This is a genomic window from Proluteimonas luteida (genome assembly GCF_021191695.1).
Classification (GTDB): domain Bacteria; phylum Pseudomonadota; class Gammaproteobacteria; order Xanthomonadales; family Xanthomonadaceae; genus Luteimonas; species Luteimonas luteida.
Genome location: NZ_JAIWPT010000004.1, coordinates 178,940 through 191,307, shown reverse-complemented (window position 1 = coordinate 191,307; position 12,368 = coordinate 178,940). Strand labels below are relative to the sequence as shown.

At 72.0% G+C, this 12,368-nt stretch carries 11 protein-coding genes; 4 read left to right on the top strand and 7 right to left on the bottom strand.

From position 1 onward, the window contains the following. Nucleotides 1-97: 97 nt before the first annotated feature. From LDO26_RS05665 to LDO26_RS05650, 4 genes are all read left to right on the top strand, one after another. Nucleotides 98-1,516 (top strand): FAD-binding oxidoreductase, encoded by a 1,419-nt coding sequence (locus LDO26_RS05665; protein WP_232130096.1) that lies wholly within the window; start codon nt 98-100, stop codon nt 1,514-1,516. Nucleotides 1,517-1,589: 73 nt separating this feature from the next. Further along, the gene (locus LDO26_RS05660) at nt 1,590-1,910 is read left to right on the top strand and encodes a DUF2388 domain-containing protein (protein WP_435594038.1); all 321 of its coding nucleotides are present in this window, start codon (nt 1,590-1,592) and stop codon (nt 1,908-1,910) included. After that, nucleotides 1,907-2,203, top strand: coding sequence for a DUF2388 domain-containing protein (locus tag LDO26_RS05655; RefSeq protein ID WP_343226159.1), 297 nt, complete (start codon nt 1,907-1,909; stop codon nt 2,201-2,203). The genes LDO26_RS05660 and LDO26_RS05655 overlap by 4 nt, the downstream gene beginning before the upstream one ends. A gap of 7 nt (nt 2,204-2,210) precedes the next feature. Further along, nucleotides 2,211-4,121, top strand: a complete 1,911-nt coding sequence (locus tag LDO26_RS05650) for a DUF7844 domain-containing protein (protein ID WP_232130095.1) — start codon at nt 2,211-2,213, stop codon at nt 4,119-4,121. Nucleotides 4,122-4,248: 127 nt separating this feature from the next. Here the strand turns inward: LDO26_RS05650 and yeiP are convergent, their stop codons facing one another. The 7 genes from yeiP to LDO26_RS05615 all read right to left on the bottom strand — a co-directional run bounded on the left by yeiP (nt 4,249) and on the right by LDO26_RS05615 (nt 12,367). Continuing rightward, the gene (gene yeiP / locus LDO26_RS05645) at nt 4,249-4,815 is read right to left on the bottom strand and encodes an elongation factor P-like protein YeiP (protein ID WP_232130094.1); all 567 of its coding nucleotides are present in this window, start codon (nt 4,813-4,815) and stop codon (nt 4,249-4,251) included. Nucleotides 4,816-4,918: 103 nt separating this feature from the next. Then, nucleotides 4,919-5,689, bottom strand: coding sequence for an SDR family oxidoreductase (locus LDO26_RS05640; protein ID WP_232130093.1), 771 nt, complete (start codon nt 5,687-5,689; stop codon nt 4,919-4,921). Between the two features lie 66 nt (nt 5,690-5,755). Next, nucleotides 5,756-8,338, bottom strand: coding sequence for a sensor domain-containing protein (locus LDO26_RS05635; RefSeq protein ID WP_232130092.1), 2,583 nt, complete (start codon nt 8,336-8,338; stop codon nt 5,756-5,758). 1 nt (nt 8,339) lies between these two features. Continuing rightward, a complete protein-coding gene (locus tag LDO26_RS05630) occupies nt 8,340-9,248 on the bottom strand; it encodes a hydroxymethylglutaryl-CoA lyase (protein WP_232130153.1) in 909 nt (302 codons plus the stop codon). A gap of 5 nt (nt 9,249-9,253) precedes the next feature. Further along, nucleotides 9,254-9,901 carry a hypothetical protein gene (locus LDO26_RS05625; RefSeq protein ID WP_232130091.1) on the bottom strand — a complete coding sequence of 216 codons (648 nt, stop codon included), beginning with the start codon at nt 9,899-9,901 and terminating at the stop codon, nt 9,254-9,256. Then, nucleotides 9,898-11,931 (bottom strand): acetyl-CoA carboxylase biotin carboxylase subunit, encoded by a 2,034-nt coding sequence (locus LDO26_RS05620; RefSeq protein ID WP_232130090.1) that lies wholly within the window; start codon nt 11,929-11,931, stop codon nt 9,898-9,900. Before LDO26_RS05620 ends, LDO26_RS05625 begins: the two co-directional genes overlap by 4 nt. Beyond that, entirely contained in the window at nt 11,924-12,367 is a 444-nt protein-coding gene (locus tag LDO26_RS05615) for a GxxExxY protein (protein ID WP_232130089.1), read from the bottom strand. The genes LDO26_RS05620 and LDO26_RS05615 overlap by 8 nt, the downstream gene beginning before the upstream one ends. Nucleotide 12,368 lies beyond the last annotated feature (1 nt).

Below are 12,368 nucleotides of genomic sequence, written 5' to 3'. Positions count from 1 at the left end.
ATGGTGCCAGATCCGCCGCGGTTTTGTTGCGATGCGGCGCTGGACGCGGCCCTGCGCGGCTGGCAGGCTGGCGATCCCCGACGCCCCGGTGGCCCGCATGTCCGATCCGTCCCCGTCCGATCCGTCCACGCCGGCGCAGCGCCTGGCGCAGCTGCGCGCAGCAGTGCCGACGCTGCAGCTCAGGACCGATGCCGAGGACCTGGCCTGGTACGGCGTCGACTGGACCCGGCGCTGGACGCCGGCGCCGCTGGCGGTCGCGCTGCCCGGCGACGTCGACGAAGTGCAGGCGGTGATGCGCTGGGCGCACGCGAACCGCGTCGCGGTGGTGCCGTCGGGCGGGCGCACGGGCCTGTCGGGCGGCGCGGTCGCCGCCAACGGCGAGCTGGTGCTGAGCCTGCAGCGGATGAACAAGGTGCTGGCGTTCGACCCGGTCGACCGCCTGCTGACCGTGCAGCCCGGCATCGTGCTGGAGGCCGTGCACGCGGCGGCGCGCGAGCACGGGTTGGCGTATCCGGTCGATTTCGCCGCGCGCGGCTCGTGCTCGATCGGCGGCAACATCGCCACCAACGCCGGCGGCATCCGCGTGCTGCGCTACGGCAACACCCGCGAGTGGATCGCCGGGCTCAAGCTGGTGACCGGCACCGGCGAACTGCTGGACCTGGGGCGCGGCCTGGTCAAGAACTCCAGCGGCTACGACCTGCGGCATCTGGCCATCGCTTCGGAAGGCACGCTCGGGGTCATCGTCGAGGCGACGCTGAAGCTGACCGACCCGCCGCCGGACACGCAGGTGATGCTGCTGGCGCTGCCGTCGTTCGAGGTGCTGATGCAGGTGTTCACGACGCTGCGCGAACGCCTGCAGCTCGAGGCCTTCGAGTTCTTCACCGACCGCGCGCTGCACCATGTCGTGGCGCACGGGGCGCAGCCGCCGTTCGATGCGGTGCATCCGTATTACGTCATCGCCGAGTTCGCCAGCGGCAGCGAGGCGCAGGAAGTGCAGGTGCTGTCCGCGTTCGAATACTGCACCGAGCAGGGGTGGGTCGAGGACGGCGTGATCAGCCAGGGCGGCGCGCAGGCCGCGCAGCTGTGGCGACTGCGCGAGGGCATCACCGAGAGCATCGCGGCCTGCGTGCCGTACAAGAACGACGTGTCGGTGCGGATCTCGGCGATGCCGGCGTTCCTCGCCGAGACCCAGGCGCTGCTGGCCAGGGAATATCCGCATTTCGAGGTCGTCTGGTTCGGCCACATCGGCGACGGCAACCTGCACATCAACGTGCTCAAGCCGGCCGACATGGACAATGCCGCGTTCGTCGCCGACTGCGAGCGCGTGACCACGCTGCTGGCGTCGACGCTGCAGACCCATGGCGGCAGCATTTCCGCCGAACACGGCATCGGCCTGGTCAAGAAGAAGTACCTGGCCTCGACCCGCAGTCCGGCGGAGATCGCGGCGATGCGCGGCATCAAGACGGTGTTCGACCCGGCCGGCATCCTGAATCCGGGCAAGCTGTTCGACGCCTGAGGCGGGCCGGCGGGCGGTCCGCCCCGGGCCCGCGGGTTACCCTTGGCGCCATCGTCACGCCCGGAGCCCGTGTATGCCTCGCCTCATGCCGACCCTGTCGATCTCCGCGCTGCTGGCCCTCGCCAGCGCGCCGCTGCTGGCCAGCAGCTTCGCCGGCACGACCGCCCAGGGGGCCTCCGCCGGTTCCTCGGCCTCGTCGGCCTCGTCGGCTTCGACCTCGGGCAACGACAAGCGCATCGTGCAGGCGCGCGAGGATGCGGCCGGCTTCGTCGCCAGCGCCGGCCAGCTGCGCACCGCGCGGCTCGAGGCCGCGCTGCAGCTGCTGCGCGAACAGGACCCCGACGTCGGGCTGGCCAGCGACCTGCAGCTGGCGCGCGCGATCCTGGCGCGGTGAGCGCGCGTCTCCGCCACCGCCGCGCGCTGGCGTGGCTGCGGTTGGCGGGCGTGCTGGCGGCCGGCCCGGTGGCCGCGGAGAACAGCAGCTACGTCACCAGCGTATCGAGCATGGATCCTGGGGACTTCAGGTGGCAGGCGCGTGCGCGCGCGGATGCCGCCGCCTTCGTCGCCAGCGATGGCCGCATGCGCAGCGCGCGCCTGGACGCGGCCCTGCGCCGGCTTCGCGCGGAGGATCCGCAGGCGCTGGCGATCGGCGACCGCCAGCTGGCGCGGCACCTGCTGACCCTCTGAACCGGTGATGCGCCGGCTGCGCGTCGCGATATCGTGCGTACCGCTGCTGGCGGCGCTGGGCTGGGCACTGCCGGCCGCTGCGGAAGCGCCGTGGCGGATCGATGGCCATGGACTCGATGCCGCCGGGCTCGACGGCGCCGAGCTGGCGGCCACGCAACGGCTGGTCGAAACCGCAGCGGCGCGGTTGCCGCCGGCCCTGCGCGATGGCGCGGGCCTGCCGCCGGTGACGATCGGCTGGCGCGACGACCTGCCGGGCGACGTGCATGGCCGCGTGCACGGTGGCCGCATCGTGCTGCAGCGCGCCCTGCTGGCGGACTGGATGGCCGCGGTCGCCGACGGCACCGCCACGCCCGACGACCCGCGCGCGCGGCCGGCACTGGCCGCGCTGCTGCACGAACTGGCCCATGTCCACGACCGCTCGCCGCAGGGCGGTCTGTCGCGCGACCCGCGGCTGCGCGACCTTGCCGGCTGGCCGGTGCGGCCGCTGCGCGCGGGCACGCGCGTACGCCGCAACGACTTCGACGCGCGCAGTCCCGACCTGTGGGAGCTGCGCTCGCCGGCCGAGTTCGTCGCGGTCAACCTCGAGCATTTCCTGCTCGATCCCGGTTATGCCTGCCGGCGTCCGCTGCTGCATGCGCACTTCGCCGCGCACTTCGGCTGGGCGCCGGATGCGGCCGCCTGCGCGCCCGGACTGGCCTATGTCGAGGCGGTCGCCGATGCAGCGCCTGCGTCCGCGGCGCTGCTGGAACTGGATCCGGCGCGGGTGCATGCCGTCGAATACCTGCTGGCCGAAGGCAACGAACGGCCGATGAGCCGCTGGGGCCACGTGATGCTGCGGCTGGTGGTGTGCGCGCCGGGGCGGCCGCGTGGTCCCGACTGCCGGCTCGACCTCGACCACCACCGGGTGCTGTCGTTCCGTGCGTTCGTCGACGACGTGCAGATCTCCAGCTGGCGCGGCCTGACCGGGCGCTACCCCTCGCGGCTGTTCGTGCTGCCGCTGCAGCAGGTCGTCGACGAATACACCCGGGTCGAACTGCGCGCGCTGCAGTCGATCCCGCTGCGGCTGGGCGACGACGAGATCGCCGCGCTGCTGGCCCGCGCCGCCGAGGTGCACTGGGGCTACGACGGCCGCTACTACTTCGTCGGCAACAATTGCGCGGTCGAGACCTGGAAACTGCTGCATGCCGGCGTGCCCCGGCTCGGCGCGCTGCCGCTGCGCAGCATCACCCCGAACGGCCTGCTGCGGCGGCTGCAGCGGCAGGGCATCGCCGATACCGCGGTGCTCGACGACATCGGGCGCGCGCGCCGGCTCGGCCATTATTTCGACTCCGCCGCCAGCCTGCATGCGTCCATGTACGACGTCGCCCGGCAGGCGCTGGGGCTGCCGCAGGCCGACGCCGGCGACTGGCTGGCGCTGGCGCCCGCGCGCCGGCGGCCATGGATCGAGGACGTCGACGACCTGCGCGCCGCGTCCGCGCTGCTGGTGCTGGAGGAAGGGGCGCAGCGTCGCCAGCAGCTGCTGGCGCGCGACGAGCTCAAGCGCCGGCTGCTGCGGGCCCGCGGCGACCGGTACGACGCTGCGACGCCGGATGCGGCCGGGGCGACGGCCGCGTCGCTGCAGGCGATGCTGGCTGCGGGCGGCGAACTGGCACGCCCGGCGACACTGCTGGCCGGCGTCGACGGCTACGGCCTGCCGCAGGCGCAGGAGCGCGCGCTGCTGCGTGCCCGGGTCGACGCCCGAGGCCGGGCACTGCACGGCCTGGGCACGACGCTGGAACAGCAGGCGCGTCCCCTGCTGTCGCGCGAGCGCCGCACCGCGCTCGACGACGGCGAGGCCAACCTCGCACTGCTGGGCGAGCGCCTGCGGATGCTGGCCCGGGAACAGGACGGGAGCGGTCCTTCGGGCGGCGCGCCGTAGCCGGCACGGGACCGGCCCTCACCCGCGCCCGCGACGCGACCGCTCCTGCCGGCAGGAGCGGGGACGGATCATGCCGTCCCGGTGTGCTCCGACGTGTCGTCGCGTACCGGCCACGGAGGCACGGACTTCAGTCCGCGCGGCCGCCGAACTCGCCGGTCGTGGTGTTGACCCAGACCCGCTCGCCGTTGGTGATGTATTCGGGCACCTGGATCTCGATGCCGGTGCTGAGCCGGGCAGGTTTCGGCCGCTTGGTCGCGGTGCCGCCCTTGAGCTCGGGCGGGGTATCGACGACCTCCAGCACCACGCTCTGCGGCAGCTGCAGGCCGACCGGTGCCTCGTCGATGACCTGCACGAAGCAGCCGGCCAGGCCGTCGGTGATGTAGCCGGCGCCATCGCCGACGACGTCGGCATCGAGCGTGTACGGGGTGAAGTCCTCGTCGTCCATGAACACGAACGCGTCGCCGTCCTTGTACGAGAAGCTGGCCTGGCGGCGGGCGAGGTCGACCTCGCGCAGTTCGTCGTCGCCGTCGAAGCTGGCATCGGTCTTGTTGCCGCCGGGTACGCTGTACATGGTGAAGCGGAAGCGCACGTTGCCGCCGCGGCCCTGCGGCGAGCTGCGCTCGATGTCGCGCACCTGGTACACGCTGCCGTTGTGTTCGACCACGTTTCCTTTCTTGACGTCGTAGGCTTTCATTGGGTTCGGGATTGGTGATTGGTGATTGGTGATTCGGAAAAGCTGGACTGGTGCCGGGGTTCGCTTTGCCGAATCACGAATCCCGAATCACCAATCACGGCTCCTACTTCGGCGCCAGCCGCACCGCGCCGTCGAGGCGGATCGTCTCGCCGTTGAGGTAGCGGTTGCCGAGGACGTAGGCCACGAGATCGGCGAATTCCTCCGGCCGGCCCAGGCGCGCCGGGAACGGGATCGACGCCGACAGCGACTTCTGCACCTCCTCCGGCATGCCGTCGACCATCGGGGTCCAGAAGACGCCGGGCGCGATGGTGTTGACGCGGATGCCGAAGCGCGCGAGCTCGCGCGCCATCGGCAGGGTCATGCCCACGATGCCGCCCTTCGATGCCGAATACGCGGCCTGGCCGATCTGGCCCTCGTACGCGGCCACCGACGCGGTGTTGACGATCACGCCGCGCTCGCCGTCTTCGCCGGCCTCGTTGTGCTGGATCACCGCGGCCGCGGCCTTGGCCACGTTGAAACTGCCGACCAGGTTGACCAGCACGGTCGTGGTGAAGTTCTGCAGCGGCATCGGCGCCTCGCGGCCGAGCACGCGGCCGGCGCCGATGATGCCGGCGCAGTTGATCGCGGCGTTGAGGCCGCCGAGGAACGCCTTCGCGGCCTCGACGTTGGCCGCGACCCCGGCCTCGTCGGTGACGTCGGTGCGCAGGTAGCGCGCGTTGTCGGCGCCGAGCGCGGCGACGGCCGCGGTGCCCTTGTCGTCGTTGACGTCGAACAGGACGACCTTGCCGCCTTCGGCGACGATCCGCTGGGCGACGGCCAGGCCGAGGCCGGAAACGCCGCCGGTGACGATGGCGAGGACGGATTCGGTTTTCATGCGCGGACCTCAGCAGGGCGGGACGCCCAGTTTAACCGGGCATGCGCCGCCGCCGCCCGTGCAGGTTCAGCCGGAGCGCACGCCGCTCTCGTCGCGGAGCCGCCGGGCGAACTCGTCCGCCTGCAGGCCGGGTGCGAACAGGAAGCCCTGGCCGACCGATACGCCCAGATCCAGCAGGAAGCGGCGCTGGGCCTCGGATTCGATGCCCTCGGCGACCAGGCCCAGGCCGAGGCTGCGGGCGATGCCCACGACCGCCTGGCAGACCGCGACGTCGGAGCGGTCGTCGGGCACGCCGCCGACGAACAGCTGGCTCAGCTTCAGGCCATGGATCGGCAGCCTGCGCAGGTAGTTCAGCGCGCTGTAGCCCTCGCCGAAGTCGTCGATGCTCAGCAGCACGCCCATCTCGCGCAGGCGGGCGAAAGTGTGCAGCGTGTCGGGTGCGTCCTCGATCAGCACGCGCTCGGTGAATTCCAGTTCCAGCGCGGTACCGGGCAGGTCGAACCCGGCCAGCACGGCGCGCACGTTCTCGGCCAGGTCCTCGCCCAGCAACTGGCGGTAGGAGACGTTGACCGCGACGCGGACCACGCCCAGGCCCGCGTCGCGCCAGCGTGCGACCTGCCGGCAGGCCTCGCGCAGCACCCAGCTGCCGATGCGCACGATGTCGCCGCTGGTTTCGGCATGGTCGATGAAATGGTCGGGGCGCATTTCACCCAGCTGGCGGTTGCGCCAGCGGATCAGCGCCTCGGCGGCGACGATGCGCCCGCGCCGCAGTTCGACCTGCGGCTGGTAGACCAGGTGGAACTCGTTGTGGTCGATCGCCCGGCGCAGGTGCGTCTCGACCCGCAGCCGGTCCTGCTGCGACTGCGCCAGCGCCGGCGTGAACGCCTGCCAGCCGTTGCGCACGCGGCGCTTGCTCTCGTACATCGCCGCGTCGGCGTTGTGGATCAGGGTCTGCGGCCGGTCGCCGTCGCCGGGCGCGCAGGCCAGGCCGATGCTGGCCGTGATCGCGAACTCCTCGGTGTCGAAGCGGAAACCGTCGCCGAACGCATCGAGGATCGCCTTGGCGACCTGCTCGGCGTTGCCGGCATCGTCGCCCGCGTCGCAGACGACCAGGAACTCGTCGCCGCCGAAACGCGCGATCAGGCCGCGCCCGTCGACCGCGCGGCTGATCCGGTGCGCGGCCGAGACCAGCAGTTCGTCGCCGGCGTTGTGGCCCAGCGCGTCGTTGACGATCTTGAAGCGGTCCAGGTCGATGTACAGCACCGCCGGGGCCGGGCGGTCGGGGTCGGCCATGCGCGCCTCGAGCTCGGCCAGGATCGCGTCGCGGTTCAGCAGGCCGGTCAGCGGGTCGTTGCGTGCCTGCGCGCGCAGGATCTCCTCGTCGCGCTTGCTGTGGGCGATGTCCTGCAGGGTGCCGGCCAGCCGCGAACCGGCCGGGTCGCCGGGGCGCGGCCCGCCGATCGCGCGCACCCAGAAACCGCCGCCGTCCGCGCGCTGGCCCTGCAGCTCGAGGTCGAAACCGGCGCCCTCGAGCATCGCCTCGCCCAGTGCGTCGCGCAGGCGCCTGCGGTCGGCGACCAGCAGGGTTTCGATCAGGGCCTCCATCGTCGGCGGTGGCGTCCGCTGGCCGAGGATGCGCGCCGATTCGGAGGTCAGGTAGAGCCCGTCGGTACCGCAGTCCAGTTCCCAGCCGCCGATGTGCGCCAGCGCCTGCACGCGGTCGAACAGGGCGCTGTCGCGCTTGAGCGTGGTGACGTCGTTGAACAGCGACAGCACCTGGTGCGGCCGGTCGCCGCCGGGCGGGAATTGCGGCACCGCCGTCACCGACATCCAGTAAAGGTGCCGGCGCATGCGGTGGTAGAGGCCCAGCAGCGTGCTCTCGACCACGCGGCCGGTCTGCAGCGCGCGCACCTGCGGCAGTTCCGGCCACGGCATCTGGCTGCCATCCTCGCGGACCGCGACCCAGTCGCCGGGATTGGCGATCTCGCCCGGATCGGCATCCTGGCCGGCGCCGAGCAGGCGCATCGCGGCCGAGTTGCAGTGGATGAAGCGGCCGCCGGTATCGTGGATCGTGATGCCGCAATCGACGACCTCCATCAGCTCGCGGTAGCGCACCTCGGCCTCGCGCCGCTGGCTCAGGTCGCGGGCGACCGCGACCAGGCACGGCCGGCCGTCGTGCTGGAACCCCGCGGTGTGGACCTCGACCGGGAACCGCGAACCGTCGCCGCGCATGTTGGCGACTTCGATGACGTAGGTCTCGCCGCGCCGCACCGCGCCCCAGACCGGCGCGAGGTGGTCGCGCGGCAGGTCCGGGTTCAGGGTCTCGATCGGCTGGCCGACGATGTCCTCGCGGCGGCGGCCGTAGGCGCGCATGCCGGCGCGGTTGAGGTCGAGCACGGTGCCGCGCTCGTCGAGGATGCTGACCGGGTCGGGCACCGCGTCGAACAGCGCGCGGTAGCGTAGCTGCGCGCCCAGTGCGTCGCGACTGGTGGCGTGCAGCGCGTCGCGCGCCTGCGCCAGCAGCCGCTTCAGGTGCGCGGGCAGGTCGCGGTCGTGGCAGGCGAGGTCGAGCGCGGCGGCGATGCGCTGCGGATCGTCCGGCGCGTCCGCTGGATCCGTGGGCGGGGCGACTGGCGGCCCGCTGCCCATGTCACGCCGCATCCCCGCCGGCCGGCGCCGTGGCCCGGCCGACCCGGCTGCCGGTTTCGCGCCCCAGCACCCCGGCCAGCCAGCGGCCGGTGGCGGCCAGGGCATCGAGGTCGATGCCGGTGTCGATGCCCATGCCGTGCAGCATGTAGGCCACGTCCTCGCTGGCCACGTTGCCGCTGGCACCGCGCGCATACGGGCATCCCCCGGTCCCGGCCACGGCCGCGTCGACCACCGCCACGCCTTCCTCGAGGCAGGCGAGGATGTTGGCCAGCGCCTGGCCGTAGGTGTCGTGGAAATGGATCGCCAGTGCCGGCATCGGCACCTCGGCGGCGACCGCGCGCAGCATCGCCCGCGCGCGCGCCGGCGTGCCGACGCCGATGGTGTCGCCCAGCGAGATCTCGTAGCACCCCATTGCATGCAGCGTACGCGAAACGCGGACCACGTCGGCCAGCGGCACCTCGCCCTGGTAGGGGCAGCCGAGCACGGTCGAGACGTAGCCGCGCACGCGCACGCCGTCGGCCCGCGCGCGCGCCAGCACCGGTGCGAAGCGCTGCAGCGATTCGTCGATCGAGGCATTGACGTTGGTGCGGTTGAACGCCTCGGACGCGGCGGTGAACACCGCGATCTCCTCCACGCCCACCGCGCGCGCGCGTTCGTAGCCGGTTTCGTTGGGCACCAGCACCGGGTAGGCGATGCCGGCGCGGCGCGCGATTCCGCTGAACACCTCGGCGGCGTCGGCCAGCTGCGGCACCCATTTCGGGCTGACGAAGCTGGTCGCCTCGATGGTCCGCAGGCCGGTGGCCGAGAGCCGGTCGATCAGTTCGATCTTGGTCGCGGTGGGGACGAGGGTCTTCTCGTTCTGCAGGCCGTCGCGCGGGCCCACCTCGACGATCCGCACGGAGGCGGGCATCCGGCTCATGGCAACCTGTCCAGTTGGAGTGCGGTGGCATAGGGACGATACAGCGATGCGGCGTGGTCGTGGTCGCGGACCGGCTCGGTGCACGCGATGCCCAGGACGTAACGCCCGCCAACTACCGCCTGCAGCGGCTCGGGCGCGGGCGTCTGGCCGCTGGCGGGCACTGCGATCGCATAGGTGTCGCCGCTGGAAAGACGCTCGACCACGGGCAGCGTCGACGGGCCGCCCCGCGCGCCGAGCAGCATGGGCTCCTGCAGATAGCCTTCCCTGGCGCCCACGAGCATGTCGACGTTCATCCTCGTCACGTTGAGCGTCAGCGAATCCACGTGGGCCACCGCATCGCCCATGCCGAGCGCCTGCGTGGCCGCAGGCGTTTCGGCGCCGGTATCGTCGATACGGAGGGTGCAATGGTCGCCACCTCCGTCGGCATCCTCCTGGCCGTAGCGCGCACGGACCGTGCGCACGCTGCAGTCGCGCCACAGCAGCTGCCGCGTGCCGATCACCTGGTCGGCGGGCAGCACGGCGGCAAGCGGTATCCCGGCGCAGGCCTCTCCGGTTTCCGCGGCCGTCCCGTTCCCGTCGACGCCGCACGCGGCCAGCAGCAGCGCGAGCGGTGCGGCACGCAGGCTGCGGATGCGCGCGTTCATGGAGCCTCGTCGAGGGTCGCCAGTACCGCATCGCTGTCGACGAACGCGCCGGCCTCGACGCGGACCTCGGCGATCGTGCCGGCGCGCGGGGCGCGCAGCGCCAGTTCCATCTTCATCGCTTCCATGACCAGCAGTTCCTGCCCCTCGGCCACGCTGTCGCCGGCTGCGACCTTGACCAGCACCACGCGTCCGGGCATCGGCGCGCGGATCCGGCCATCGCCCGCGCCTTCGGCAGCGGCATCGGAGCGGAACGGGGCGACGCGCTCGAAGCGCGAGCGACGCTGCCCGTCGTGCAGCGACACGTGGTCGCCGGCGGCCCGGGCACGGAAACGATGGCCGACGCCGTCGACGCGCAGCGACAGCATGCCGCCCTGCAGGCGCGCGCCATCGACGCGGACATCGACGCCGTCGCCGCGCAACCGGTAGTTGCCGTCCAGGCCGCGGGCGTGCAGTTCGTGGCGCGTGTCGCGCTGCTGCAGCACCAGCAGGCGTTCGCCGGCATGGCCCAGGCGCCAGCCGTCGGCGATGGCCCACGGCGAATGCGGATCCGGCGCGCGTGTCGCGGCATCGCGCGCATCCGATTCCTGCTGCAGCAGCGTGGCTGTCGCGGCAGCCGCGAGCTCGGCGGTCGACGGCGGCGCGGGCGGCGGCAGCACCTCGTCGAGATGGCGGTCGAGATAGCCGGTGTCGATGCTGGCCTCGACGACCGCGGGGTGCCGCACGAGTTGTTCCAGGAACGCGATGTTCGATTTCGGCCCCTCGATCTCGCAGGCGGCCAGCGCCTCGCGCAGGCGGGCGAGGGCGGCCGGGCGGTCCGCGTCGTGGACGATCAGCTTGGCGATCATCGGGTCGTAGAAGATCGTCACCGTATCGCCTTCGACGACGCCCGAGTCGACGCGCACGTGCGCCGACGGCGGCGGCAGGCGCAGCCGGGTCAACCGCCCGGAACCGGGCAGGAAGCCGGCATCGGGATCCTCCGCGTACAGGCGCACCTCGATCGCGTGGCCGTGCTGGGCGACGGCGTCCTGGGCCAGCGGCAGCGGTTCGCCGGCGGCCACGCGCAGTTGCCATTCCACCAGGTCCAGCCCGGTGACCAGCTCGGTGACCGGATGCTCCACCTGCAACCGGGTGTTGATCTCCATGAAGAAGAACGCGTTGTTGCCGGCATCGGAACCGGTGCCTGGGCCCGCCGGATCGACGATGAACTCCACCGTGCCGGCGTTGACGTAATCGATGGCACGCGCGGCCAGCACCGCGGCCTCGCCCATCGCTGTGCGCAGCGCGGGCGTCAGGAACGGCGACGGCGATTCCTCCAGCACCTTCTGGTAGCGGCGCTGCGCCGAGCATTCGCGCTCGGCGAGGTGGATGACGTGGCCGTGGCGGTCGCCGAACACCTGGATCTCGATGTGCCGGGGCGACTCGATGTAGCGCTCCAGCAGCACCCGGTCGCGGCCGAAGGCGTTGCCGGCCTCGCGCTGGCAGCTTTCCAGGCTGGGCAGGAATTCCGCCGCGCTGCGCACGATGCGCATGCCCTTGCCGCCGCCGCCATGCGCGGCCTTGATCATCAGCGGATAGCCGATCCAGTCGGCTTCCCGCGCCAGCAGCGCCGGCGACTGGTCCTCGCCGGTGTAGCCGGGGACGACCGGCACGCCGGCGGCGGCCATCAGGTCCTTGGCGCCGGCCTTGCTGCCCATCCTGCGCATCGACGCCGATGGCGGGCCGATGAAGGCGAGGCCCGCGGCCTCGACCGCGTCGGCGAAGTCCGCGTTCTCGCTGAGGAAGCCGTAGCCGGGGTGGATCGCCTGGGCGCCGCTGGCGCGCGCGGCCTCGAGGATCGCGTCGCCGCGCAGGTACGAGTCCTGCGGCCGCGGCCCGCCGATCGGCCAGGCCTCGTCGGCCAGCCGCACGTGCTGCGCGTCGGCGTCGGCATCGGAGTACACCGCGACGGTGCGCACGCCCAGGCGCCGCGCGGTGCGGATGATCCGGCAGGCGATCTCGCCGCGGTTGGCGATCAGAATGGTGTCAAACATCGGATTTGGTCACGGATTGACGCGGATCAACGCGGATAAAGGCGGGAGAGGGGGAAGTGTAGATGCGCCGCTTGAACTGGGGCTTGGGGCCGAAGTTGAGCAGAAGGCCGACCGGGCGCCGCGTGGCTTTCAGGTAGTTGAGCAACTGCGCTTCGTGTGCGCCTGTGAGAGTGGAAACGGCTTTGATCTCGATGATGAGTCGGTCGTCGATTGCCAGGTCGGTGCGGAACTCGCCGACGATCGTGTCACGGTAGTACACGGCGACCGGCGCTTGCTGAAGCGCGACGATTCCGTCGTCCCGTAGCCGAAGGACCAGCGCGTTCTCGTAGACGCTCTCGAGGAAACCCGGGCCCAATGCGTTGTAGATGTCGTAGAACGCGCGCAGCACCCGGTCGGTCAGGTCGGAATGCAGCAACAGTCCGTGATCCGCGTCCATC

What these genes read in the sequence shown, in the direction of transcription:
- LDO26_RS05665 (WP_232130096.1), top strand. Translation starts at nt 98, where the DNA reads ATGTCCGATCCGTCCCCGTCCGATCCGTCCACGCCGGCGCAGCGCCTG.
- LDO26_RS05660 (WP_435594038.1), top strand. Translation starts at nt 1,590, where the DNA reads ATGCCTCGCCTCATGCCGACCCTGTCGATCTCCGCGCTGCTGGCCCTC.
- LDO26_RS05650 (WP_232130095.1), top strand. Translation starts at nt 2,211, where the DNA reads ATGCGCCGGCTGCGCGTCGCGATATCGTGCGTACCGCTGCTGGCGGCG.
- yeiP (WP_232130094.1), bottom strand. Translation starts at nt 4,815, where the DNA reads ATGAAAGCCTACGACGTCAAGAAAGGAAACGTGGTCGAACACAACGGC.
- LDO26_RS05640 (WP_232130093.1), bottom strand. Translation starts at nt 5,689, where the DNA reads ATGAAAACCGAATCCGTCCTCGCCATCGTCACCGGCGGCGTTTCCGGC.
- LDO26_RS05635 (WP_232130092.1), bottom strand. Translation starts at nt 8,338, where the DNA reads ATGGGCAGCGGGCCGCCAGTCGCCCCGCCCACGGATCCAGCGGACGCG.
- LDO26_RS05630 (WP_232130153.1), bottom strand. Translation starts at nt 9,248, where the DNA reads ATGCCCGCCTCCGTGCGGATCGTCGAGGTGGGCCCGCGCGACGGCCTG.
- LDO26_RS05625 (WP_232130091.1), bottom strand. Translation starts at nt 9,901, where the DNA reads ATGAACGCGCGCATCCGCAGCCTGCGTGCCGCACCGCTCGCGCTGCTG.
- LDO26_RS05620 (WP_232130090.1), bottom strand. Translation starts at nt 11,931, where the DNA reads ATGTTTGACACCATTCTGATCGCCAACCGCGGCGAGATCGCCTGCCGG.
- LDO26_RS05615 (WP_232130089.1), bottom strand. Translation starts at nt 12,367, where the DNA reads ATGGACGCGGATCACGGACTGTTGCTGCATTCCGACCTGACCGACCGG.